This is a genomic window from Sphingorhabdus sp., from assembly GCF_044354325.1.
Lineage (GTDB): Bacteria > Pseudomonadota > Alphaproteobacteria > Sphingomonadales > Sphingomonadaceae > Sphingorhabdus_B.
On sequence record NZ_JBILAF010000022.1, the window covers coordinates 1 to 23,284 of the forward strand.

The following is a 23,284-nucleotide window of genomic DNA, read 5'->3' on the forward strand; positions in this document are numbered from 1 at the left end:
GTGAAATATGCCCCAGTTGAAAGCGCAAAGTGCCGTGAAACCGCCAATTATCGGATAGCTAATGCTACGCGGTCGCAGGTCCGGCGCTGATAATATTTCGGGCAAAGGACAGGCACTGGCCGCATTTCGGTTTGCGACCAAGGCGCGCATACACATCGTTCGGACGCTCAGAACCGCAACGCACCGCAGCGCGCAGGTCTTTTTCCCGGATGGCATTACACACGCAAACGACCATGAAACATCTCCTAAGAAGCGCTCATAGTGTTAATGCGAATTGATTGCAATAGCATTAGCGACGCATCGGCTGCATCTGCCCGCGGGCCAGGCTGCGCCACAGCCACTCCAGCGGGCCATAGCGATGTTTTGTCAGCCATGGGTGCGACCATGACAGCATGACAGCCCACATCGTCAGCACATATGCCCATAGACCAAGACGGCCGACTTCGCCGAACAGGCCAAAGCCATAGCCATAGAAAAGGGTGGTCATGATGATGCTGGTGCCCAGATAATTGGTAAAGGCTGCGCGTCCGGCGGCGGCGACACGCGACAATAAAGTACTGCCGCCAAAGCGTGCGATGAGTAAAATCAGCACCGCCGCATATCCAACGGTCAGCATGAGGCGCGGTATCGCCCCCCAAAAGAAGATAATCGCGAGCGCCGTAACCGCGTCATATTGGCTGACGATCATCCACAGCGCGAGCAGGCCAGTCGCGATCAGCCCCGCCGGCACCAGCCGCCATGCCCAGCGGCGGTAATCCGCGGGCGACCAAAGACCCAAAATGAACCCGCTTTTGTTCATGGCCATGCCGATCATCATCAGCGGCAGCGTTTCGGCTATCGACATGAAGACCACACCAAATAAGGCTGGCCAATCGGCGAGCTTGTCCGCGACAATCTGTAGATACGGCCCACGGTGCAGATCGACCTGCGCCGGGATATCAAAGCTGAAATCAGGGCTCGATTTCACGTCATTATATTGCCGCACCAAATCCGCCGACGCGTCGGACTGGGTCGCCAGATATTGCAGGATTTGCAGCCCGCCAAATTGCAGCCCCCAAAAGACAAGGCCGACGCTGAAGATAATCAACGCCCATTTGACCAAACGCGCGGGCGCCCAGTTGCGGAACAGAAAAGCGACCATCCCGGCCATGGCGTACAGGAACAATATGTCGCCAAACCAAATGAAGAAATAATGCACGAGGCCGAAGACAGCGAGCCACGCCATGCGCCGATAGTGCACATGCGCCGCGCTTTCGCCGTTGGACGATGCACGCTCCGTTATCAAAATCAGGCTCGCGCCGAACAATAAAGAGAACAGCCCGCGCATTTTGCCATCGACGAACACAAAGGAAAACAGCCACGCCATCCGGTCGGCAAAGGTTTCACCGCCATAGGCCGCAGGGGTGATGTAAGCCCATTCGGGCATCGCAAAGCCGATGATATTCATCGCCAATATGCCCATCACCGCAAAGCCGCGCATGGCGTCCAGCGTGATGTATCTGCTTTCCGATGTCTGCATAACATTCTCCTGTATTATTCCATTAATACAGAACTGCGCGAAACCCGTCCAGCGCGTTAAGCTTTTGTTATTGACATGAATGTAGGTAGTAAATATCCCTATCGCATAATTAGCTTTGGATTCGCCATGACCGAACTGTATTTTTCCCATCCTGATCGCCCCCCTGCAAAGATTCAGCCGCTGAAAGCGTGGCGTCATTTTCGCAAGCTGATTGCCAACAAAGAAGACACCGAGCAGGTGTTTCACATCATTGCGGCGCTCAGCGGTCGCAAGTTCGGCGAAATGGCGCGGAAGTTTTGGGAAACACCCAAGGGCAAGGCATTGCTCGAAAGCAATGAGCGCCTCATCGACATGCTCGATGACCATGACAGCATCAAGAAACTACCAGCGGGCACCGTTGGACGCGCCTATGTCGAATTCATGGAGCGTGAAGGTTTGAGCGCGGCGGGTCTTGAGGCCGAATACGCCCAATTCCGGACATCCTATCCCGATTTCGGCGATGTGGTTGAACGTTATGGCGACCGCTTGCGCGATACCCATGACATGCTGCACATCCTCACCGGCTATGGCCGTGACGCGCTGGGTGAACAATGCGTGCTTGGCTTTACCTATGCGCAAAACCACAATCTGGGTGTTGGCTTCATTGCTTATGCCGGCGGACTGGAACTGAAATATCGCGTCGCAAAATCCGCGCCGATTATGAGAGCCGTCCACGAAGGTTATCGCATCGGCAAAGCGGCGAAGAACATTGCGCAGGAAGATATTGCCGCCTTGTTACGCGAGCCTTTGGCCGACGCACGCAAGCGTTTGGGGATCGCAGAGCCAGTGACCTACAAAGCCGCACATGCAGCGATGCGTTCCGGCGGCATTGATCCCTATAATCTGCTGGCACCTGCCGTTTAACGCCTGCTTCGGCTGAAGCGGAGGGATGGCGGAAAGCCTTAGCTTTCCATCCAGTCCTTGAAGAAGCTTTCGTGGGCGTTGCGGAGGTCGGCTATTTCGACTTCAAAACCGGGGCCCTTTACCGATGTTCCGCCAACCGTGCCGATCCGCGTCATCGGAATGCCTGCGGCCTGTATTTGGTCGGCAACGACGCTGGTCACAATATAGCGCGCCTGATCTTCGCCAAATGCGGTGAAGGCGTCGCCGATTTCTTCGAGCGCACATCCCTTGCCGCTGGCCAACGCCATTTCGGTCAAGGCCACGAGCAAACCACCGTCGGCAACGTCATGCACCGCATTAACCTTGCCATCCTGAATGAGCTGACGGACAAATTCCGCGTGCGCGCGTTCTTGGGCCAGATCGACCGATGGCGCTGCGCCGTCTTCACGGCCATGCAGTTCGCGCAACCATAATGACTGGCCCAGATGCCCTTCATTGTGGCCAATGACGAAGATGCCGTCGCCGTCGGTTTTAAACCCGATCGTCGCCATCTTGCCGACGTCTTCAAGCACACCCACGCCGCCAATCGCTGGCGTCGGCAAAATCGCGCTGCCGCCGCCGGTGGCCTTGCTTTCATTGTAGAGCGAGACATTGCCCGACACGATTGGGTAATCGAGCGCGCGGCATGCGTCGCCCATGCCTTCGAGGCAGCCGACGATCTGCGCCATGATTTCGGGGCGCTGCGGGTTGGCGAAATTGAGGCAGTTGGTGATCGCAAGCGGCGTTGCGCCGACCGCGCTGATGTTGCGGTAGGTTTCGGCAACCGCTTGCTTGCCGCCTTCATACGGGTCAGCATAGCAATAACGCGGGGTGCAATCGGTGCTCATCGCCAGCGCGCGGTTGGTGCCGTGGATGCGCACGACAGCTGCATCGCCGCCCGAAAGCTGCGCCGTGTCGCCGCCGACCTGGCTATCATATTGCTGCCAAATCCACGCGCGTGACGCGATATCGGGGCTTGCCATCAGCTTAAGCAAATCCGCGCCTAGGTCTTTGCTGGCGGGAACATCACCAAGCGGCTGGACATTGGCCCATGCCTTATATTCTTCCTTCGACGCCGCCGGGCGGTCATACAAAGGCGCGTCTTCGGCCAATGGTCCAAGCGGAATGTCGCAGACGACCTCGCCCTTCCACGTTAGCACCATATGGCCCGTGTCGGTAACTTCGCCGATGACCGCGAAGTCGAGTTCCCATTTGTCGAAAATGGCCTTCGCAAATTCCTCGCGGCCGGGTTTGAGCACCATGAGCATACGCTCCTGGCTTTCCGACAGCATCATTTCATAGGGGGTCATGCCCTCTTCGCGGCATGGCACCTTGTCCATGTCGAGGATGATGCCCGCCTTGCCATTGGTCGCCATTTCGACGCTTGAGCTGGTCAGGCCAGCCGCGCCCATATCCTGAATCGCGACAATCGCGTCCGACGCCATGAGTTCAAGGCATGCCTCAATCAGCAGCTTTTCGGTGAATGGATCACCGACCTGTACCGTCGGGCGCTTTTCTTCAATGTCTGCGCCGAAATCCGCCGATGCCATGGTCGCGCCATGAATACCGTCGCGGCCTGTTTTGGACCCGACATAGACGATCGGGTTGCCAACGCCGGTTGCGGCCGAATAGAAAATCTTGTCCTGATCGGCGACGCCAACGGTCATGGCGTTGACGAGGATGTTGCCGTCATAAGCCGGGTGGAAATTGGTTTCGCCGCCCACGGTGGGCACGCCAACACAATTGCCATAGCCGCCAATGCCGGCAACCACGCCCTGCACAAGATGCTTCATCTTGGGATGGTCGGGGCGTCCGAAGCGCAGGGCGTTCATATTCGCCACGGGGCGCGCGCCCATTGTGAAAACGTCGCGCAAGATGCCGCCCACGCCTGTTGCTGCACCCTGATAGGGTTCGATGTATGACGGGTGGTTGTGCGATTCCATTTTGAAGATCGCGGCAAGCTTGCTGCCGTTCGGGCCTTCGCCAATGTCGATAACGCCTGCATTCTCACCGGGGCCGCAAATGACCCAAGGCGCCTGTGTCGGCAGTTTCTTCAAATGGATGCGTGACGATTTGTAGGAACAATGTTCCGACCACATCACCGAAAATATGCCGAGTTCGACCATGTTGGGCACACGGCCCATGGCGTGCAAAATGCGCGCATATTCTTCTTCATTGAGACCATGGTCGGCGACGATTTGGGGCGTGATTTCAGACATGAAACGGCCTTAGCGATGCGGCGATTTTTGTGCCACATAAAATAAATGGGCGCTGGTATTGCTACCAGCGCCCACTGCGTCTGATTTTGGAAGTCCTTGGCCACTAGGGCCATTCTTTCCGCATTCTGACGTCCGGTTCCCCAATCTGACCCGAAAGTCATTTCAGTTCACCTTGGTACCTTGGGTATCCTATCTGGCGTTGCTTTTCTTGGGATCAGCCGCACATGATATTCGTTTTCTTCGTACCCACCGCCTCTGCTACATCCCCAGTCTTGCGACTGATTGCCTGCTGATTTGGTGATCCTGCATCCACTCTGGTCCGCTCTGCTTTCCCGTTTCCGGTTCTGCTTTGCGTCTCAGCCTGTCTGCCTGATGACTTGAAGGTCTCATGCTTTTCGAGTCGCGCAAAGCGGTAAATGCCAAGTTATCCACAGGCAGGCCACTTCGCGGTGGACAATATGGAGAACAACTTTGTCGCTGAAACAGAAACGGCCTCCACGCTGTGCATGGAGGCCGTAATATTGTCCGGGGGCGAGGGAGAGAGGAGGAGAGTGCCGCCCGGTCAATGTGTATGTCGACAATCGCTTGCCGTTGAGACCCAAATAGGGGTGGAGCGTTTATGCTGCAATTGCGAAAAGAATAGGGTGAGTTGCATGTTTTGCAACTCACCCTAATTTCCTCAGAAATGCGTCAAATGCATTCGAATTCAAAGGCAAAAATTGCCGTTAAGGCGCAATTCCATTACCCGGAAGCGATGCGTTGACGATGCCGCCGTCGCACGCAATTGTCTCCCCAACGATATAATCACCGGCACGTGCCGCCAAGAAAATCGCGAGTCCCGCCATATCTTCGGGTGTTCCGATTCGCGGGAAAGGGATATTTTTGCCAACAGCTTCGGCATGGTCACGCGCCGCTTTGTTCATGTCCGACTGGAATGCACCGGGCGCAATGCCCGACACAAGGATATTGTCCTTGACCAGCTCAGCGGCCAAACGGCGGGTCAGGTGAATGACCGCAGCCTTTGATGCCTGATAGCTGTAGGTTTGCCATGGGTTGATGCGCAGGCCGTCAATCGATGCGATGTTGATGACCTTGCCGGGCCGATCAAATGTCGCGGCCGCTTTCAATTGCGGATGCAAAGCTTGCGTCAGGAAGAACAAGGATTTGACGTTCAGGTCCATCACGCGGTCCCAGCCGGCTTCGGGGAATTGACCAAAATCGGCGCCCCATGCCGCACCTGCATTGTTCACCAGAATATCGACCTTTTCCTCACGCTCGGCAATTTGCGCGGCGAGCGAAAGGCAACCATCGACGGTCGACAGATCGCAAGGCAGGCCAATGACCTGATTGCCAAACTCGGCAACGGTTTCTTCGATTTGGTCAACCTTGCGCGCGCTGATGTACACGCGTGCCGCGCCCGCTTTCAAATAGCCCTCGACAATCATCTTGCCGATTCCGCGCGATCCGCCGGTAACCAGTGCCACGCGGCCATTGAGGTTGAATAAAGTTTGAATGTCCATGTCTAATCCTTTGCACAAAATAAGCCGTATGAACCGTAGCCCTGAGCAGCTGTCGCAACGCGACTGCGTCCGTCGAAGGGTGCCAACCAGCGGTTGCGCAGACCTCTCAACGCCCTTCGACTTTCGCCAAGGCTTCGCCGTGACGGCTCAGGGCTGCGGTTCTTTTTCCAATCCGTCTCAATAACCGTTCATCGTCGCCACGCGGTCTGCGTGATAATATGCATCGCCGAAAAATTCGTTCAGCCCGCGGTCGCGTTTCATATACAGGCCGATGTCATATTCATCGGTCATGCCAATGCCGCCATGCATTTGAACGCCTTCGCGTACCGCAAGATTGCATGCGAGGCCTGCTTTCGCCTTGGCGGCCGCAACATAAAGTTCTGCCTTGGCATGGCCTTCATCCATTAACGATTGCGCCTTCAGCACAATCGAACGCGCGCCTTCCATTTCACCATAAAGATGCGCGGCGCGGTGCTGAAGCGCTTGGAACTCGCCGATCACCCGGTCGAACTGCTTGCGGGTTTTCAGATAATCGAACGTCATGTCCATTGCGCCTGTGCCAACGCCGACCATTTCGGCAGCTGCACCAACCCGGCCAGCGTCCAGCATCTTGGAAAGCACAGCCCAGCCGCCGTCAACGTCACCAATGACAGCGTCGGCATTCACCTGAACACCGTCGAGTTTCACATGCGCAGCCATGGCGGAATCGACAAGCCGTGCCGCCTCCATCGACAGGCCCGCCGCATCCTTGTCGACGGCGAACAATGTCAGGCCATCGGTTTCGCCCACCGCGCCTGCGGTCCGTGCCGCGACGATCAGCATGTCCGACGACGTGCCTTGCACAACAAATTGCTTATGCCCGGTCAGTTTGAAGCCATTGCCACTGCGTTCGGCAACGCAGGCAATTTTTTCGGGCCGGTGCTTTACGCCTTCTTCAATCGCAATGCCGATAACCGTTTCGCCCGCCAAAATGCCGGGGAACCAGCGGTCACGCATCGCCTTGTCGGCCAGCTTCAACGCCTCGACAGCGGCCACCGATGTCGTCAGAAATGGCGAGGGTGAGAGGTTACGGCCAATTTCTTCCAGCACGATTCCAGCCTCAATCTGGCCCATGCCCATGCCGCCTTCCGCCTCGGGAATGAGGATGCCGGTGAAACCCATTTCGGCAAACTGCTTCCACAGGCCGTGGCTGAAACCATCCTTGCAACCCATGTCGCGAAATTTGCGGAAATGGGTGACGGGGGCTTCGCTCGCCATGAAATCACGCGCGCTTTCGCGCAGCATATTCTGGTCGTCGTTCAATGTCATCGCCATGGTCTTAAGCTCCCGGCATTTCGAGGATGCGTTTGGATACGACGTTCAGCATGACTTCGCTGGTGCCGCCTTCAATCGAGTTCGCTTTGGTCCGCAACCAATTGCGGGCCTTTGACCCGCCGTTGGAACGTTCGCTCTCCCATTCCAGCGCCTGCGTTCCGCCAATCGACATCACCAGTTCGTTGCGCTTTTTGTTCAGCTCGGTCCCGACATATTTCATCAGGTTGGAATAAGCGGGATGCGCCTTGCCGGTTTTCCATTCGTCCATGAACCGTTCGCCATGCGCACGGAATGTCAGATTCTCGACATCGAACAATGCCATTTGTGCGCGCAGCACGGGTTCTTCGGTCAATACAGCCTTCATCGCCGCACCGATGGAAGTTACGCCGCCATCGCCGCCCATGCCCGAGATCATCTCGCGCTCATGCCCCAGCAGATATTTCGCGACATCCCATCCGCGGTTCAATTCGCCAACGATCTGATGCTTGGGCACCACGACATTGTCGAAGAATGTTTCGCAGAATGGCGAATTGCCCGAAATCAACTTGATGGGCTTGGTCGTAACGCCGGGCGTTTCCATGTCGAACAACAGGAAGCTGATGCCCTGATATTTGTTGGTCTTGTCGGTGCGCACGAGGCAGAAAATCCAATCCGCCTTGTCCGCATAAGACGTCCAGATTTTCTGGCCATTGACGACCCAATGATCGCCCTTGTCTTCGCCAAAGGTCTGCATCGAGACAAGATCGCTGCCTGAGCCGGGTTCGGAATAGCCCTGGCACCAGCGGATTTCGCCGCGCGCGATCTGGCCCATATAATGCACTTTTTGCTCTTCAGTGCCGAACTTCAGCAAGGCAGGGCCAAGCATCCATATACCAAAGCTGTTCAGCGGCGATCGGCAGCCGAGCTTTGCCATTTCCTGACGCAAGACTTTGGTTTCCTGCGGGCTAAGGCCTGCACCACCATAAGCTTTGGGCCAATCGGGCACGGTGTAACCCTTGGCCACGCAACGTTCGAGCCACAGTTTCTGCGCTTCGGATTGGAACACAAAATTGCGTCCGCCCCAGCAGACATCTTCGTCACCCTTTGCAGGCGTGCGCATTTCAGCTGGGCAGTTTTCCTCCAGCCAGGCGCGCGCTTCGGCGCGGAAAGTTTCAAGGTCGGACATCATGCTCTCCTGTTTTAATTGCGTGATGAATTTTTGGGCGGTCACGCGCAGAAACGCAAGCGCTTATCGGTGAGCGAAGCATGCCGTAACGTCATTTGCATCGCGATTGACAGGCCAAGAAGCGGGCCTAGCATGAAGGCAGGAAACAGGAGAGAAACAACGTGCGATTCGACGGAAACACTAACCTTTCGCGCAGCGTCATTTAACTTTCCATGACCCAAGCAGTCCCGCTTCCCCGATCGTTGAAGGTCATGCATGGTCTAGGCTCTGTAGCCTATGGCGTGAAAGACAATGGCTTTTCGGTTTTTCTGCTGATTTTTTATAATCAGGTTCTGGGCATTGATGCAGGGCTTGTCGGCACTGTCATTATGGCAGCGCTGATTTTTGATGCCTTCGCCGACCCGATCATTGGTGAGCTGTCCGACCGCACGCAAAGCAAGTGGGGCCGCCGCCTTCCATGGTTATACGGCGCTGCAATCCCGCTCGGCATTATCTGGCTGCTGCTATGGCACCCACCCGAAATGGGGCAGACCGGAACGATCATTTGGCTGTTCTGCACCGCGGTATTGGCGCGGACCTTAGTCGCGATGTGCGAAGTGCCGTCGATTGCTTTGGTTCCGGAGCTCACCGGCGATTATGACGAACGCACACGATTGATGCGGTACCGTTTTCTGTTCGGTTGGGCCGGCGGATTGCTGATGCTGATTTTCGCGTACGGCATATTTTTCACCGGCGAAAAGGGTGTGAGCGACCCCGACGGCTATGACTCGCTATCATCTTGGGGCGCGTTGATGATGACGGGCGCCGTGCTGATTTCAGCACTGGGCCAACACCGCCATGTGGCAAAACAATCCCCCCCTGCCCCGCGCGGCGCAGGCCTTGGCCATGCGCTTGCCGAGGTGAAGGCAACCCTGTCCAACAAAGCTTTCCTCTGGCTGGTGTCGGCCGCGTTATTTGCCCTTATCAATCAGGGCCTCACCTTTGCGCTCAGCAACTATCAACTCGCGTTTCTGTGGCAGCTACAGCAGATGGAGATGCTCTATTACGCGCTTCTCTTGTTCGGCACGGTCATTGTCGCATTTTTCATTGTTCCGCCGCTGTCTGCGCGCCTTGGCAAGAAAAACGGCGCTATCCTGCTTGCCCTGCTATCGCTCAGCTTCAACACCGCTTTGTACGCCAGTTGGCTGCTTGATCTTGTGCCCGGTGGGCCATCGGACCCGTCGGTCGCATTCATGTTTTCCTTCCTAATATTTTCCAACAGCACCGCTATCGGCATGATGATGCTGACATCGTCGATGATGGCCGATGTCGTGGAGGCATCGCAGCAAGAAACGGGCAGGCGTTCCGAAGGTCTGTTTTTCGCAGGCTATTTCTTCATGCAGAAATGCGCCGTTGGTATCGGCACCTTTGCCGCTGGCATGATATTGAGCTTTGCCCAGTTCCCGCAAAATGCAAAGCCGGGCCAAGTGGATGTCGCTGTCCTTGATGGGCTTGCTCTATATTATATGGGCGTAGTCGCCGTCCTTGGAATTACCGGCGTTCTCATTCTGCGGCATTTCCCAATTTCGCGCGAAAGTCACAATGAACGCTTGCGCGCCTTGAACACATCGGCAGAGTCTGCCAGTTAACTATTCAATTAAATATGGAAGAGGAACTGAGTCATGAATTTCGATCTCACCGACAAGCAAACTTACTGGCGGGACCGCATTCGCGACCATAACGAACGCTTCCTGCGTCCACGCGTTGCCGATTATTACGCCGAACAGGCCGTGGGCGACCGTTGGAAAGTGCTCCAAGTCGTTGAAGAGGAAAAGGCGCGGGCGAAAGCCGCTGGTCTTTGGAACCTGTTCATGCCGCCAACGTCGGGCCGCGTGCATGTCGACGACAGCGTCCATTTCGATGGCCCCGGCCTGACCAACATGGAATATGCCCTGTGCGCCGAAGAAATGGGCCGCATCGGTTTTGCATCCGAAGTGTATAACTGCTCCGCGCCCGACACCGGCAATATGGAAGTGTTCCTGCGTTACGGTACGGCAGAGCAAAAAGAAAAGTGGATGCTTCCGCTGATGAACGGCGAAATCCGTTCGGCATTCTTGATGACCGAGCCAGCCGTTGCGTCGTCAGATGCAACCAACATCGAAACATCGATTCGCCGTGAAGGCGACGAATATGTCCTCAACGGTGTTAAATGGTGGTCATCAGGTGCGGGCGACCCGCGCTGCAAAATCGCGATTGTCATGGGCAAGACCGATTTCGAAGCCAAGCGCCATGCGCAGCAATCGATGGTGTTGATGGAACTCGACTCGCCGGGCGTTAAAATCCTGCGTCACCTTCCTGTGTTCGGATATGACGATGCGCCGCATGGCCATATGGAAATCGAACTGAAGGATGTCCGTATTCCGGCATCGAACATGTTGCTCGGCGAAGGCCGCGGCTTCGAGATCGCGCAAGGGCGCCTTGGACCTGGCCGTATTCACCACTGCATGCGCACCATCGGCACCGCTGAAGAAGCGCTGGAAAAAATGTGCAAGCGCCTTCAGTCGCGCGTTGCTTTCGGCAAGACCGTTGCCGAGCACAGCGTGTGGGAAGAACGCATTGCCCGTGCGCGTATCGACATTGAAATGACCCGTCTGCTGTGCCTCAAGGCTGCGGACATGATGGACAAGGTCGGCAACAAGGCAGCGGCTGCGGAAATCGCGATGATCAAGGTTCAGGCACCGAACATGGCGCTCAGCATCATCGACAATGCCATTCAAGCGCATGGCGGCGGCGGCGTGTCCGACGATTTCGGTCTGGCGTCTGCATGGGCGCATCAGCGCACCTTGCGCCTCGCCGATGGTCCGGACGAAGTGCACGCACGTGCCATTGCCCGTATGGAATTGGGCAAGCATGGCGGTCGCGGCAAAGAAGGCATGTCGAGCGGTGACATGGGGGCAACACGGTGAAGGCTGCCGTCCTGATCGAAGCGGGCAAACCGCTTCAGATTGAACAGATCCATATTTCGAACCCCGGGCCGCATGAGGTGCTTATCCGCACTGCGGCCTGCGGGCTTTGCCATAGCGATCTGCATTTCATCGAAGGGACATATCCGCATCCCCTGCCCGCGATTCCGGGTCATGAGGCGGCGGGCATAGTTGAGGCCGTGGGCAGCGAAGTGCGCACTGTTAAGGTCGGGGACGCCGTTGTCACCTGCCTGAGCGCATTCTGCGGCCATTGCGAATATTGCGTCTCTGGCCGGATGTCCCTGTGCCTTGGCGGCGATACCCGGCGCAAGCCCGGCGAAGCCCCGCGCCTGACACGCCCCGATGGCAGCATCGTCAACCAGATGCTGAACCTGTCGGCTTATGCCGAAATGATGCTGGTGCACGAACATGCGTGCGTTGCGATTAACCCCGAAATGCCGCTTGATAAGGCATCGGTTATCGGCTGCGCTGTCACCACGGGTGCAGGCACGATTTTCAACGCGTGCAAAGTAACGCCCGGTGAAACCATCGCAGTTATCGGCTGCGGCGGCGTTGGTCTTGCAACGATTAACGCGGCGAAAATTGCCGGTGCGGGCCGTATCATTGCGGCTGATCCCATGCCTGAAAAGCGTGCACTGGCGATGAAGCTTGGTGCAACTGATGTCATTGACCCAATGGATGCTGATGCAGCCAAGCAGATTCAGGAATTGACCAAGGGCGGCGTCGATCATGCGATTGAAGCTGTCGGTCGTCCCGCGTCGGGTGAACTTGCCGTCAAATCGCTCAAGCGCGGCGGGACTGCAACGATACTGGGCATGATGCCGCTGCAGCATTCGGTCGGACTGTCGGCAATGGACCTGCTGTCGGGCAAGAAATTGCAAGGTGCGATCATGGGCGGCAACCGCTTCCCTGTTGATATTCCGCGCCTCGTCGATTTCTACATGCGCGGCATGCTCGATCTCGACAGCATCGTTTCGGAAACCATTCCGCTGGAACGTATCAATGAAGGCTTTGACCAAATGAAGCGCGGTGATGCTGCCCGTTCGGTTATCGTATTCGACCAATGACCGCAGCGCCGACACCCATTGATGCACAGACGGCCTTTACCGGCACGGTTGCACCAACTGGCACGGACATATTGGACGAAGCCAGGCTCGCCGAATGGATGACCGCCAATGTCGCCGGTTTTGAAGGCCCGGTGCAGGCGCTGAAGTTTGCCGGCGGGCAATCCAACCCGACATACCGGCTGAACGCCAAAAGTGGGTCTTATGTGCTGCGCCGCAAGCCACTGGGTATATTGTTGCCCAGCGCGCATGCCGTGGACCGCGAATATAAAGTCATCGCCGGGCTTCACCCGACAGGCTTTCCCGTCGCCAAGCCCTATGGCCTGTGCACCGACGACAGCGTCATCGGCAGCTGGTTCTACATCATGGACATGGTCGAGGGCCGCACCATTTGGGACGGCGCGATGCCGGGGTCGAACCCGGCCGAACGCACAGCAACCTATGAAGCGATGATCGATACGCTGGCCGCGTTGCACAATGTTGATGTCGACGCCGCCGGACTGTCCGATTTTGGCAAACCCGGCAATTATTTCGGACGTCAGGTCGACCGCTGGACAAAGCAATATCGCTTGGCGGAAACCGAAGTCATGCCTGAAATGGAGCGGTTGATCGAATGGCTGCCCAAAACGCTGCCCGAACAAACACGCACCAGTGTCGTCCATGGTGACTATCGCATCGACAACATGATTTTCGATGCCAAGGATCCACATGTTGTCGCCGTGCTCGACTGGGAACTGTCGACGCTTGGCGATCCGCTGGCGGATTTCACCTATGTTGCGATGGCATGGGTCACGCATAATGAAGGGCGCTCCGGCGTCATGGATTTGGACCGCGCCGCACTCGGCATCCCCGAATTGGACGCGATGGTCGAACGTTACTGCGCGGCAACGAACCGTGACGGCGTGCCCGATATGAACTGGTATTTTGCCTATAACTTCTTCCGCTTGGCGGGGATTATTCAGGGCATCAAAAAACGCGTCATCGATGGCACCGCAAGTTCGGCCCATGCACAAGCGATGGCCGAACGTGTGTACCCGCTGGCGCAATCCGCATGGAAATTTGCGGAACAAGCCGGGGCGTAAAGTTGGCTTTCATGGGGGAGTGCTATGTCGTTATTTGACATGAGAGGGCAGGTCGCGGTTATCACCGGATCATCGCGCGGTATTGGCAAGGCAATCGCTGAAGAAATGGCCGAGCAAGGCGCGAAGGTCGTCATATCCAGCCGCAAGCTTGACGTCTGCGATGAAGTCGCCGCCGCGCTTAATGCGAAATATGGCGAAGGCACAGCAGTCGCTATCGCCGCCAATATTTCGTCCAAGGAAAGTCTGCAGGCTTTAGTCGATGGCAGTCGCAAAGCATTTGGCAAGATCACAGCTTTGGTCTGCAACGCAGCCTCGAACCCATATTACGGCCCGATGGCAGACATTAGCGATGATGCGTTCAGCAAAATCCTGACCAACAATATCGTCGCCAACAACTGGCTCATTTCGATGGTTGTACCGGAAATGATCGCACGCGGCGAAGGGTCCATTACGATTATATCGTCAATCGGTGGCCTAAAAGGATCGTCCGTGATTGGCGCTTATTGTATTTCCAAAGCAGCGGACATGCAGCTGGCACGCAATCTGGCCGACGAATATGGACCAAAAGGTGTGCGGGTGAACTGCATCGCGCCGGGCTTGATCAAGACCGATTTTGCAAAAGCGCTTTGGGACAACCCCGAAACATTGAAACGCTCGACATCGACCGCATCGCTGAAACGTATTGGTGAGCCCCATGAAATTGCGGGCGCAGCAGTATTTCTGGCTTCCCCGGCTGGCGCGTTTATGACGGGGCAAACAATGGTCATTGACGGCGGCGTGACAAGCAGCGGCGGAGGAGTAGGATAATGGGCGCATTAGCAGGCAAAGTAGCCATCATCACAGGTGCAGGTTCAGGCATTGGCCGCGCATCGGCCATTCGCTTTGCTGCCGAGGGTGCAAAGGTCGTTTTGGGCGATATGGCAGCATCGGTGCATGACACCGCAGCCATGATTGGCGACGCCGCCACCGCTGTCCAGATGGACGCAGGTGATGAGGCGGATGTCGCCGCGATTGTCGCAAAGGCGATCGAACTGCACGGCCATCTGGATGTCGCCTTTGCCAATGCGGGCATATCTGGCGGCATGGAAGGTATCTTTGACAACACGGTCGAAAATTTCACCAGTGTCTTGCGCGTCAACCTCATTGGCCCGTGGCTGATGGTGAAGCATGCGGGCAAGGTCATGGCCGATGCCGGCAATGGCGGTTCGATCATCCTGACCGCAAGTGTCGCGGGCATTCGTTCGGGTGCGGGCGGCCCGCCTTATTCGGCGTCGAAAGCCGGCGTCATCAATCTGGCGCAAGTCAGCGCGCAACAATTGTCGGGCACCAATGTTCGCTGCAACGCCATTTGCCCCGGCCTGACCGAAACCGGCATGACCAAGCCGACATTTGATTATGCCAAGGAAAAGGGCGTGACCGACAAGATCGGTCGCCTCAACCCGCTGCGCCGCGGCGCACAGCCAGAGGAGCTCGCCAATGTCGCGTTGTTCCTTGCGAGTGATCAGGCGAGCTACGTCAATGGTCAAGCCATTGCCGTCGACGGCGGGCTTTCCAGCTCGCACCCCGTAACCCGCCAATTAACAGGACAAACAGCCGTATGAACGCCGAAGAATTAGGTTTCCGTCCAGACCGGCTGGCCCGGATACCGGCATTCATTCAGACCGAATATCTCGACAGCGGGAAATTGCCGTTTGCGGCGCTGCTGGTCGGGCGCGGTGATGATATTGCGCTTCAGTGGAGTTCAGGCGTTGCCGACGACGCGATCTTCCGCATTGCATCGATGACCAAGCCCATCACCTCGGTCGCGTTCATGCAGTTGGTCGAACAGGGTAAGGTTGCGCTGACCGATCCGGTCGCGAAATATATTCCGGAGTTTGCGAAATTGGGCGTATTTGTGGGCGGCGGCGGCAACGTGCCGTTTATGACGCGCCCGCCGACGACGCAGATGCGCATCGTCGATCTGCTGCGCCACACGGCTGGTTTTACCTATAGCTTTCAGGAACAGGGCAATGTCGACGCGGCCTATCGCAAGACCGATGTTGAAAGCTGGACCAAAAATACATCGCAAAGCATGATCGACACGCTCGCGCAAATCCCGCTGGAATTCGACCCCGGCACACAGTGGAATTATTCCGTCGCCACCGACATTGTCGGCATATTGGTCGAACGGATCAGCGGGTTATCACTGCCGGAATATTTCCAGACGCATATCTTTGCGCCGCTGGGCATGGCCGATACATTTTTCCAAGTGCCCGCCGATAAGGCATCGCGCATCCCCGACGGCTTTGGCTTTGACCCCGACACCAAGATGAAGCTGATCGACAAGGCCGGGTCCGAAAGTGCCTGGGCCAAGGGTTGGACGTTCAACTCGGGCGGCGGTGGCCTTGCGTCCAGCATATCCGACTATCATCGTTTTTGCCGGATGCTGCTGAATGGCGGCGCGCTTGATGGGGCGCAAATCTTGAGCCCCAAAACGATAGAATTGATGACCGCCAACCATATTCCCGGCGGCCAAGACCTGACGCAAATGTCGAAGTCTTTGTTTAGCGAAGCCGAAATGGCCGGCATTGGCTTTGGCCTTGGCTTTGCCACGACCATCGACAGCGCCGCGACATTGGCGCCATGTTCCAACGGCGATTTTTATTGGGGCGGCATGTATTCCACCGCCTTTTTCATCGATCCGGTGGAAGACATCATCATGATTTTCATGACGCAATTGCTGCCATCGACCACCTATCCGGTGCGCCGTGAAATCAAGACGATGATCTATTCGGCGCTGACGGCGTAAGCAGCGCCGCTCGTCAAATCCACGTCATGCTGAACTTGGTTCAGCATCCATCGTGCCACGCGGGCCGAAGGGTCTAGAGGCCAAATAGACCCTGAAACAAGTTCAGGGTGACGACGTTGTGGGTGGGCAAAAGAAACTTTCGGAGCAAACCGGCCCCCTAAACCGTCGCAACCTCCACCTGATTGACCGGCACGGGTTTTGCCCGCGCCGCAATCAGGCTTCCGCCCACGATCAAGGCCGTGCCCAAAAGCACAGGCAAAGTGACGGGTTCCGCGAAAAACAGCCAGCCGAAAAACGCAGCCCAGACAAAGGCGGTATATTCGACCGGAATCAAAATCTGCGCTTCGGCGCGTGCATAAGCCCAGCTTAATAGGAGCAGCGAGATAACCGCCAGCGCAGCAGATGCGCCGACCATTGGGGCATCAGACATGCCGAAGGGCTGCAAAAACCATGGCGCGACAAGGCCAAGCGTTAACGCCACAAACAGATTCTGGAAAAAGGCGATCTCGATTGGGCCAGCGACCTGCGCCTGCTGCCGCGCGAGGATGAGGTTATAGGCAAACACCACTGCCGAAAACAAAACCGCAGCAGCGCCCCAGATATGGTCCATCGTATAATGACCGCTCAACCGGCCCGCCATGATGATGGCAACGCCGCCCAAACCCGCCAGCGACGCCCAGATCGCCTCTTTACCAATGGTTTCTTTCAACATTACGGCGGCAAGATATAGCGCAATGACCGGCGCAATAAAGCTAAGGCCAATGGCTTCAGCCAAAGGCAATTTCGTGAGCGACCAGAAAAAGCTGACCGCCATCACCGCGACCACGATGCTGCGCCACAAATGGATTTTCAGCAGATATACGGGCGGCCATTTCTGCCGCGTGCCGACGAACAAAACGCCCATCAACAACGCACCAACGCAGTTACGCCACATCACCGCATTATACGCGCCGATGGAGAGCGCCAGATCCTTCATCGCCGCGTCCATCAGCGAAAATGTGCCGATACCGGCGGCCGCGACCATGAAGGGGATAAAGGGGCGCGGGTGCAATTCAGCCATGGCTAAATGCTATGCGCCGCAAGGTCGGTCAGGGCATCGCCATCGACCCGATACACCGTCCATTCGTCCATCGGACGTGCGCCAAGCGCCTTGTAAAAATCAATCGCGGGCGTGTTCCAATCGAGCACCGACCATTCCAGCCGCGCGCAATCGCGCTCCACCGCCAGCGCCGCAAGCTTACCCAGCAATGCCTTGCCAAGCCCCGAACCACGCGCGTCTGGCCGCACGAACAAATCCTCCAGATAAATCCCCGGACGCCCTTCAAATGTCGAAAAATTGTGGAAGAACAAGGCAAAACCCTGCGGCGTGCCGTCAATCTCGCCGATCAACACCTCAGCAAAGGTGCGCGGTCCAAACAGCTTTTGCGCCATCACCGCTTCATCAAAACGCACTTCATGGGCAAGCTTTTCATATTCCGCGAGGTCGCGGATGAACTGGCCAATGAGTGAAATGTCGGCTGGCGTCGCCGAACGAATGGAGAGGATCAAGCCGCTTTCCCGTGCAACGTATCCATGCTGACGCTGGTGCCGGCGTCAATCTCGGCGGCTTTGGCTTCGACCAGTTTGACGATGTGGCTGACCATGTCGTCATTTTCGACATGGTGATCGGTCACGCCCGACAGATAGACCATGTGCTTGCCATTGCCGCCGCCGGTGATGCCGATGTCTGTTTCGCGCGCTTCGCCGGGGCCGTTGACAACGCAGCCAAGCACCGAGAGCGACATGGGCGTCTTGATATGGCTCAGCGCGTCTTCCAGCTTTTGTACGGTGCGGATGACGTCGAAACCTTGGCGGGCACAGCTGGGGCAGCTAACCACGCGGACACCGCGCGTACGCAGGCCCAATGCTTTGAGGATTTCATAGCCGACACGAACTTCCTCTTCGGGTTCGGCAGACAGGCTGACGCGGATGGTGTCGCCAATTCCGGCCCAGAGCATATTGCCCATGCCGATGGATGATTTGACCGTGCCGCCAATCAATCCGCCCGCTTCGGTAATCCCAAGGTGCAGCGGACAATCAACCGCCTCGGCCAGCCCCATATAGGCCGCAACCGCAAGGAACACGTCGGACGCTTTAACCGCGACCTTATATTCGTGGAAATCATGGTCCTGCAGCAGCTTGATATGGTCAAGCGCGCTTTCGATCAGCGCCTCCGGGCAAGGTTCGCCATATTTTTCGAGGAGGTCCTTTTCCAGAGACCCAGCGTTCACACCAATACGGATGGCGCAGCCATTGGCCTTGGCGGCGTTGACGACCTCTTTCACCCGTTCTGACGAGCCGATATTGCCCGGGTTAATGCGCAAGCACGCCGCGCCAGCGTCCGCCGCCTCAAGCGCGCGTTTATAATGGAAATGAATGTCGGCGACGATGGGCACATTGGCGGCGCGCACAATCTGTTTCAGCGCAGCGGTGCTTTCGACATCAGGACAGGACACGCGAATGATATCGACCCCGGCATCTTCACAGCGGCGGATTTGGGCGATGGTCGCGGCGGCATCGCTGGTCAGCGTGTTGGTCATCGTTTGCACCGCAATCGGGGCATTTCCACCAACAGGGACATTACCCACCATGATCTGGCGGGACTGACGACGCGCGATATCGCGCCAAGGGCGAATGGAAGACATTGGGGGGATATAGGCGGCTTGGAATATTCCCGCAATCATCATCCTATACGTACCAAGTGCGATTGTTGCTTTGATTTACACGCCGTTACAAATTATGGCGCGCACATGAAACGCTTGCTCATCGCTCTTCTCGTCCTTTTCGCGCCACTTGCCCCTGTTCAGGCATATTGGGAATATGGGCATGAAACCGTGGCGCACATTGCGCAGGCCAATATGTCACCCAATGCGCGCGCAAAAATGCAACGTCTGTTGCGGGCAGCGCCGATGCTCGGCACACCCAAATGCGCGATGCGCAATATCGGCGACGTCAGCGTCTGGGCGGATTGCATCAAGGGCGATCGTGCGCGCTGGGGCTATACCAACAGCTGGCATTACCAGAATGTCGATATCTGCAAGCCGTTCGATCTGAAAAGCGCGTGCGCCGACGGAAACTGCGTGTCGGCGCAAATTGACCGCAACTTTGCGTTACTGTCGAACAAGGCGCTGCCCGCGCATCTCCGTTTGCAGGCGCTGGCCTTTCTCGTGCATTTTGTGGGTGACATTCACCAGCCATTGCACGCCGGTGACCGTGCGGACCGCGGCGGCAATGACCTAAAGGTCATATATGGCAATATGCGGGGATATAATTTGCATATGGTGTGGGATGGCTTGCTGGCCGACCGCGCGCTGTCGGCTGCGCCAGCGGTTGTGCGCGTGTTTTCGCCCGCGGAGAAAGCCGCTGTCAAACAAGGCAATGCGCGCCTTTGGAGCGAGGAGAATTGGGCAATATCGAAAGAGATTGCCTATCCCCGCGCGGTCGATGGCGACCCATGTGGCGCAAAGCCAACCGCACCCGTCGTCATTGATGAAGCCGACATCGCTGCGTCACGCGCCGCATTACGCCAACAGGTTGAGCGCGGCGGGATCAGGCTCGCGCGCTTGTTGAACCAAGCGCTGCGTTAAGCGTTAAAGCCCGCGCCATTTCCAGCCGCCCTCGGTGTGGTTGCGGACGATGACGGTGAAAATGCCGGTCACGATCAACATGAGCGCGACCGTCACTATTGTGGGTATCGCTTGATCATTGTCCGCAAGCAGCGCCAAGCCAATCATCGCCAAAACATAAAAGCCGAGCACGGCCCATCCCTGCCACTTGAACGGCAGGCCAGCGCCATAACCGAAACGTTTCGCACGAAACCAAGGTTCTTTGCCGAAGAATAAACCGAGCATCTCACATCTCCTTTGGCGGACGGCGGCGTTTGGCCAAGGCCGCACGCAACAATAGCGTATTTTCTGTATGGGTGCTCGGTAAATCAACAAAAAAGGGCGGCGCAGAATTTCGCCTGCGCAGCCCCGTTTTGGTTTGATAAAAAAGCGTTATTCGCCGGTCGGGAAACCGCGCTTTTTCATGATATATTTCACATCCGGATCACGACCACGGAATGCGCGATAGGCTTCGATCCGGTCGGTTTCATTGCCCGTTGCCAGCAACATGGACCGGAACCGCTCCGCTGTTTCCTTGTCCCAGACATCGCCCTTTTCGGTGAAGGCCGCCCATGTGTCGGCATCCATCGTTTCGGACCAGAGATAGCTGTAGTAACCGGCTGAATAGCCATCATCGGCAAACAGGTGGTTAAACTGCGGCAGGCGATGGCGCATCGCCATTTCCTTGGGCATGCCGATTTCGGCCAGCGTATCGCGTTCAAATGCGCGCGGATCGGTTACGGGTTCGCTGCGGTTATGCAGCTTCATATCCAAAATGGCGCTCGACAGATATTCTACGGTCGAAAAGCCTTGGTTGAAGGTATCACTCGCGCGGATTTTTTCGACCAAGGCTGCCGGGATTGGCTCCCCTGTTTTATAATGCTTGGCATAAGTGTTGAGCACATAAGGCGTCAGCAACCAGTTTTCGTTCACTTGGCTTGGATATTCCACAAAGTCGCGCGGCGTGCCGCCAAGGCCCGGCCATGTGATGTCATAGTTCAGATAATGAATGGCGTGACCGAATTCGTGGAACAATGTCGACGCGTCATCAATGCTGATGAGCGTTGGCACGCCATCGGCGCCGGGCACGAAGTTGTTGTTGTTCGACGCCAGAACGATGTTGTTCTTGCCGCCCAATTTATGCTGGCTGCGATAGGTGGTCATCCACGCGCCCGACCGCTTGCCGGCGCGCGCGAAATTATCGAGGTAGAACAGGCCAATGACCTTGCCATCGCGCTTAACCTCAAATGTCCGCACCTTGGGTTCGAACACAGGGACCGTGCCCGTGTTTTCGGAGAAGCTCATGCCATATAGCTTGCCCGCGGCGTCGAACATGGCAGCGACCATATTATCCAGCTGGAAATAGGGTTTAACGGCTTCCTGATCGAGGTCATATTTCGCCTTGCGGACCTTTTCGGCGTAGAAACGATAATCCCATGGCGCGATTGTGATGTTGTCGGCATTGGCGATGGCCTGCATGTCGGCCACTTCTTCTTTGACGCGGGCGGCAGCAGCAGGCCAGACCTTCATCATCAGGTCCATCGCCTTGTTCGGGTCCTTCGCCATCGTGTCGGCCATGCGGTAATGGGCATGGGTCGGGAAGCCCAGGATTTCGGCACGCTCCTGACGCAGTTTCAATATTTCGGCGATGGTCGCGTTGGTGTCGTTCGCATTCTGGTTATCGCCGCGCATCGTGAACGCACGCCAGACCTTTTCACGCAAATCGCGCCGTGTTGAATTTTCAAGGAAAGGTTGCACGGCAGAACGGGTGTTCACGACGGCCCAACCGGTTTGGCCCTTTGCCTTGGCCGCAGCCTGAATCGCCGCGACATAGCTTTCGGGTAAACCCGCAAGGTCCGCCGTGTCGGTTATGAGGATGAAGGTTTCTTCATCCGCCAGAACCTTTTCGGAAAAAGCCGAGAATTTCTTGGCAAGGTCGGTCTCTATGCGGATGACCTGTGCTTTCTTGCCCGCATCAAGCATCGCTCCATTGCGGACCAGACCGTCATAGGTCCGTTCCAACAGACGCATCTGCTTGGCATCTAGGCCGAGATTCGCGCGCTGATCGTAGAGATATTTGACGCGCTGGAAATAACGGGCATCCAGCGAAAGTTCGGAGAAGAATGCGCTAACCTTTGGTTCCCATTCCGCCTGAATTTTACGGACTTCAGGGTTCGACAGGTTCGATGAATGCACGCCCCAGATCGAAAACAGCCGGCCGATTTTTTCGCCGGACAGTTCGCTGGCGGTGATGGTGTTGTCGAACGTGATGGCTTCGGGCTTTGCGAGCATCGCTTCAAATTCAGCCTTTGATGCCTGCATCGCGGCCTCAAACGCGGCCGGGAATTGCGTAACTTTCACCTTGTCCCATGGCGGCACGCCCTCATATGGCCCGGTCCATTCCTGAAGCAATACGGGGTCGCTGGCCGATTGGCCGGACTTCATTTCTTTCGCTTGTGCAACCGCCGTCATCGCAACTCCTGACAATAAAAGCGCCGCTGCGCTCAACATGATTTTTCCCGTTTTCACCTAAATATGCTCCTCTGCATTTTGCGGCCCGTGTGCGCAGGCTCAATGGACAGGGGGATTAGCGCATCAGGGGCGCCTTGCAAACAACCAGTCGGCCAAAACTGTTACTTCCAAAATGGATATAAATTGTACATGGCGCACACCGCAAACATCGTGCCTTCGCGACGTGAGGCCCCTATTCGCATTTCTGGGAGAATATATATGGCAAAACCCCCGTCCACCTTCGGTTCCAGCATCAATGGCCGCACGGCCATGATCGTCGGCGGCACGGCGCGACGCGTCGCTGAACTCAAGCGATTATTGTCGGTAATGGGCTGCACCGCGCTGGTGATGGACGATACACAGCGGACGGATTTCATTTTGGTCCATTTTACGTCCAAAATGGATATACCCGCAGATTTCCTAGCGCGCATATCGCGGTATCTTCAGACGCATCGGAGCACTGCGTTGGTGTGGACCAATATGGACGGGCTCGAAGACGCTTATGCAGCGCTTCCGCAAGGCCAGTGCCATTTTTTCGTCGACGCTGACTACATTGAGGCGATGCCGATTTTGG

At 56.7% G+C, this 23,284-nt stretch carries 21 protein-coding genes; 10 read left to right on the forward strand and 11 right to left on the reverse strand.

Translation table 11 applies throughout. From position 1 onward, the window contains the following. Window positions 1-64: 64 nt before the first annotated feature. Both ACIQ0G_RS03585 and ACIQ0G_RS03590 read right to left on the reverse strand, forming a co-directional pair. Window positions 65-235, reverse strand: a complete 171-nt coding sequence (locus tag ACIQ0G_RS03585) for a bacterioferritin-associated ferredoxin (protein ID WP_397576728.1) — start codon at window positions 233-235, stop codon at window positions 65-67. Between the two features lie 54 nt (window positions 236-289). Continuing rightward, window positions 290-1,519 (reverse strand): DUF418 domain-containing protein, encoded by a 1,230-nt coding sequence (locus ACIQ0G_RS03590; RefSeq protein WP_397576729.1) that lies wholly within the window; start codon window positions 1,517-1,519, stop codon window positions 290-292. A 126-nt stretch (window positions 1,520-1,645) separates the two neighbouring features. Between ACIQ0G_RS03590 and ACIQ0G_RS03595 the strand changes: the two genes are divergently transcribed. After that, window positions 1,646-2,422 carry a Coq4 family protein gene (locus ACIQ0G_RS03595; RefSeq protein ID WP_397576730.1) on the forward strand — a complete coding sequence of 259 codons (777 nt, stop codon included), beginning with the start codon at window positions 1,646-1,648 and terminating at the stop codon, window positions 2,420-2,422. Between the two features lie 38 nt (window positions 2,423-2,460). Here ACIQ0G_RS03595 and purL read toward each other — a convergent pair whose 3' ends face one another. From purL to ACIQ0G_RS03615, 4 genes are all read right to left on the reverse strand, one after another. Beyond that, on the reverse strand, window positions 2,461-4,659 hold the full coding sequence (gene purL, locus ACIQ0G_RS03600) for a phosphoribosylformylglycinamidine synthase subunit PurL (RefSeq protein WP_397576731.1): 2,199 nt from the start codon (window positions 4,657-4,659) through the stop codon (window positions 2,461-2,463). Between the two features lie 725 nt (window positions 4,660-5,384). Further along, the gene (locus tag ACIQ0G_RS03605) at window positions 5,385-6,179 is read right to left on the reverse strand and encodes an SDR family NAD(P)-dependent oxidoreductase (RefSeq protein WP_395634981.1); all 795 of its coding nucleotides are present in this window, start codon (window positions 6,177-6,179) and stop codon (window positions 5,385-5,387) included. Window positions 6,180-6,356: 177 nt separating this feature from the next. Beyond that, window positions 6,357-7,493 carry an acyl-CoA dehydrogenase family protein gene (locus ACIQ0G_RS03610; protein WP_395628122.1) on the reverse strand — a complete coding sequence of 379 codons (1,137 nt, stop codon included), beginning with the start codon at window positions 7,491-7,493 and terminating at the stop codon, window positions 6,357-6,359. A 4-nt stretch (window positions 7,494-7,497) separates the two neighbouring features. Continuing rightward, the gene (locus ACIQ0G_RS03615) at window positions 7,498-8,658 is read right to left on the reverse strand and encodes an acyl-CoA dehydrogenase family protein (RefSeq protein ID WP_333569965.1); all 1,161 of its coding nucleotides are present in this window, start codon (window positions 8,656-8,658) and stop codon (window positions 7,498-7,500) included. A 212-nt stretch (window positions 8,659-8,870) separates the two neighbouring features. Here ACIQ0G_RS03615 and ACIQ0G_RS03620 point away from each other — a divergent pair, with 212 nt between their 5' ends. Genes ACIQ0G_RS03620 through ACIQ0G_RS03650 form a run of 7 tightly spaced genes read left to right on the forward strand, consistent with a single transcriptional unit; the run spans window position 8,871 to window position 16,555 of the window. After that, the gene (locus tag ACIQ0G_RS03620; protein WP_397576732.1) at window positions 8,871-10,286 is read left to right on the forward strand and encodes an MFS transporter; all 1,416 of its coding nucleotides are present in this window, start codon (window positions 8,871-8,873) and stop codon (window positions 10,284-10,286) included. Between the two features lie 33 nt (window positions 10,287-10,319). Next, window positions 10,320-11,603, forward strand: a complete 1,284-nt coding sequence (locus tag ACIQ0G_RS03625; protein ID WP_397576733.1) for an acyl-CoA dehydrogenase family protein — start codon at window positions 10,320-10,322, stop codon at window positions 11,601-11,603. Then, on the forward strand, window positions 11,600-12,688 hold the full coding sequence (locus tag ACIQ0G_RS03630; protein WP_397576734.1) for a Zn-dependent alcohol dehydrogenase: 1,089 nt from the start codon (window positions 11,600-11,602) through the stop codon (window positions 12,686-12,688). The genes ACIQ0G_RS03625 and ACIQ0G_RS03630 overlap by 4 nt, the downstream gene beginning before the upstream one ends. Continuing rightward, entirely contained in the window at window positions 12,685-13,767 is a 1,083-nt protein-coding gene (locus tag ACIQ0G_RS03635; protein ID WP_397576735.1) for a phosphotransferase family protein, read from the forward strand. Before ACIQ0G_RS03630 ends, ACIQ0G_RS03635 begins: the two co-directional genes overlap by 4 nt. A 24-nt stretch (window positions 13,768-13,791) precedes the next feature. Continuing rightward, a complete protein-coding gene (locus tag ACIQ0G_RS03640) occupies window positions 13,792-14,574 on the forward strand; it encodes an SDR family NAD(P)-dependent oxidoreductase (protein WP_395637498.1) in 783 nt (260 codons plus the stop codon). Next, the gene (locus ACIQ0G_RS03645; RefSeq protein WP_395634988.1) at window positions 14,574-15,368 is read left to right on the forward strand and encodes an SDR family NAD(P)-dependent oxidoreductase; all 795 of its coding nucleotides are present in this window, start codon (window positions 14,574-14,576) and stop codon (window positions 15,366-15,368) included. The genes ACIQ0G_RS03640 and ACIQ0G_RS03645 overlap by 1 nt, the downstream gene beginning before the upstream one ends. Continuing rightward, on the forward strand, window positions 15,365-16,555 hold the full coding sequence (locus ACIQ0G_RS03650) for a serine hydrolase domain-containing protein (RefSeq protein WP_397576736.1): 1,191 nt from the start codon (window positions 15,365-15,367) through the stop codon (window positions 16,553-16,555). Before ACIQ0G_RS03645 ends, ACIQ0G_RS03650 begins: the two co-directional genes overlap by 4 nt. A gap of 157 nt (window positions 16,556-16,712) precedes the next feature. On the opposite strand, the gene ACIQ0G_RS03655 is transcribed toward ACIQ0G_RS03650, so the two are convergent. From ACIQ0G_RS03655 to ispG, 3 genes are read right to left on the reverse strand one after another with little or no spacing between them, the layout of a single operon-like run. Next, complete coding sequence (locus tag ACIQ0G_RS03655; RefSeq protein ID WP_397576737.1) at window positions 16,713-17,615, reverse strand: DMT family transporter; 903 nt, start codon at window positions 17,613-17,615, stop codon at window positions 16,713-16,715. Between the two features lie 2 nt (window positions 17,616-17,617). Further along, window positions 17,618-18,103, reverse strand: coding sequence for a GNAT family N-acetyltransferase (locus ACIQ0G_RS03660; RefSeq protein ID WP_397576738.1), 486 nt, complete (start codon window positions 18,101-18,103; stop codon window positions 17,618-17,620). After that, entirely contained in the window at window positions 18,100-19,239 is a 1,140-nt protein-coding gene (ispG, locus tag ACIQ0G_RS03665; RefSeq protein ID WP_183939244.1) for a flavodoxin-dependent (E)-4-hydroxy-3-methylbut-2-enyl-diphosphate synthase, read from the reverse strand. Before ispG ends, ACIQ0G_RS03660 begins: the two co-directional genes overlap by 4 nt. Before the next feature lie 105 nt (window positions 19,240-19,344). On the opposite strand from ispG, the gene ACIQ0G_RS03670 reads away from it, so the two are divergent. Next, window positions 19,345-20,181 carry a S1/P1 nuclease gene (locus ACIQ0G_RS03670; RefSeq protein ID WP_397576739.1) on the forward strand — a complete coding sequence of 279 codons (837 nt, stop codon included), beginning with the start codon at window positions 19,345-19,347 and terminating at the stop codon, window positions 20,179-20,181. A 3-nt stretch (window positions 20,182-20,184) separates the two neighbouring features. Here ACIQ0G_RS03670 and ACIQ0G_RS03675 read toward each other — a convergent pair whose 3' ends face one another. Together ACIQ0G_RS03675 and ACIQ0G_RS03680 are read right to left on the reverse strand one after the other, a co-directional pair. Further along, entirely contained in the window at window positions 20,185-20,445 is a 261-nt protein-coding gene (locus ACIQ0G_RS03675; RefSeq protein ID WP_397576740.1) for a hypothetical protein, read from the reverse strand. A 147-nt stretch (window positions 20,446-20,592) separates the two neighbouring features. Continuing rightward, window positions 20,593-22,728, reverse strand: coding sequence for a M3 family metallopeptidase (locus ACIQ0G_RS03680; protein WP_397576741.1), 2,136 nt, complete (start codon window positions 22,726-22,728; stop codon window positions 20,593-20,595). A 201-nt stretch (window positions 22,729-22,929) separates the two neighbouring features. Here ACIQ0G_RS03680 and ACIQ0G_RS03685 point away from each other — a divergent pair. Next, window positions 22,930-23,284 (forward strand): hypothetical protein (locus ACIQ0G_RS03685; protein WP_397576742.1); only part of this gene is annotated, 355 nt, incomplete at its 3' end.

What these genes read in the sequence shown, in the direction of transcription:
- ACIQ0G_RS03585 (WP_397576728.1), bottom strand. Translation starts at nt 235, where the DNA reads ATGGTCGTTTGCGTGTGTAATGCCATCCGGGAAAAAGACCTGCGCGCT.
- ACIQ0G_RS03590 (WP_397576729.1), bottom strand. Translation starts at nt 1,519, where the DNA reads ATGCAGACATCGGAAAGCAGATACATCACGCTGGACGCCATGCGCGGC.
- ACIQ0G_RS03595 (WP_397576730.1), top strand. Translation starts at nt 1,646, where the DNA reads ATGACCGAACTGTATTTTTCCCATCCTGATCGCCCCCCTGCAAAGATT.
- purL (WP_397576731.1), bottom strand. Translation starts at nt 4,659, where the DNA reads ATGTCTGAAATCACGCCCCAAATCGTCGCCGACCATGGTCTCAATGAA.
- ACIQ0G_RS03605 (WP_395634981.1), bottom strand. Translation starts at nt 6,179, where the DNA reads ATGGACATTCAAACTTTATTCAACCTCAATGGCCGCGTGGCACTGGTT.
- ACIQ0G_RS03610 (WP_395628122.1), bottom strand. Translation starts at nt 7,493, where the DNA reads ATGGCGATGACATTGAACGACGACCAGAATATGCTGCGCGAAAGCGCG.
- ACIQ0G_RS03615 (WP_333569965.1), bottom strand. Translation starts at nt 8,658, where the DNA reads ATGTCCGACCTTGAAACTTTCCGCGCCGAAGCGCGCGCCTGGCTGGAG.
- ACIQ0G_RS03620 (WP_397576732.1), top strand. Translation starts at nt 8,871, where the DNA reads ATGACCCAAGCAGTCCCGCTTCCCCGATCGTTGAAGGTCATGCATGGT.
- ACIQ0G_RS03625 (WP_397576733.1), top strand. Translation starts at nt 10,320, where the DNA reads ATGAATTTCGATCTCACCGACAAGCAAACTTACTGGCGGGACCGCATT.
- ACIQ0G_RS03635 (WP_397576735.1), top strand. Translation starts at nt 12,685, where the DNA reads ATGACCGCAGCGCCGACACCCATTGATGCACAGACGGCCTTTACCGGC.
- ACIQ0G_RS03640 (WP_395637498.1), top strand. Translation starts at nt 13,792, where the DNA reads ATGTCGTTATTTGACATGAGAGGGCAGGTCGCGGTTATCACCGGATCA.
- ACIQ0G_RS03645 (WP_395634988.1), top strand. Translation starts at nt 14,574, where the DNA reads ATGGGCGCATTAGCAGGCAAAGTAGCCATCATCACAGGTGCAGGTTCA.
- ACIQ0G_RS03650 (WP_397576736.1), top strand. Translation starts at nt 15,365, where the DNA reads ATGAACGCCGAAGAATTAGGTTTCCGTCCAGACCGGCTGGCCCGGATA.
- ACIQ0G_RS03655 (WP_397576737.1), bottom strand. Translation starts at nt 17,615, where the DNA reads ATGGCTGAATTGCACCCGCGCCCCTTTATCCCCTTCATGGTCGCGGCC.
- ispG (WP_183939244.1), bottom strand. Translation starts at nt 19,239, where the DNA reads ATGTCTTCCATTCGCCCTTGGCGCGATATCGCGCGTCGTCAGTCCCGC.
- ACIQ0G_RS03670 (WP_397576739.1), top strand. Translation starts at nt 19,345, where the DNA reads ATGAAACGCTTGCTCATCGCTCTTCTCGTCCTTTTCGCGCCACTTGCC.
- ACIQ0G_RS03675 (WP_397576740.1), bottom strand. Translation starts at nt 20,445, where the DNA reads ATGCTCGGTTTATTCTTCGGCAAAGAACCTTGGTTTCGTGCGAAACGT.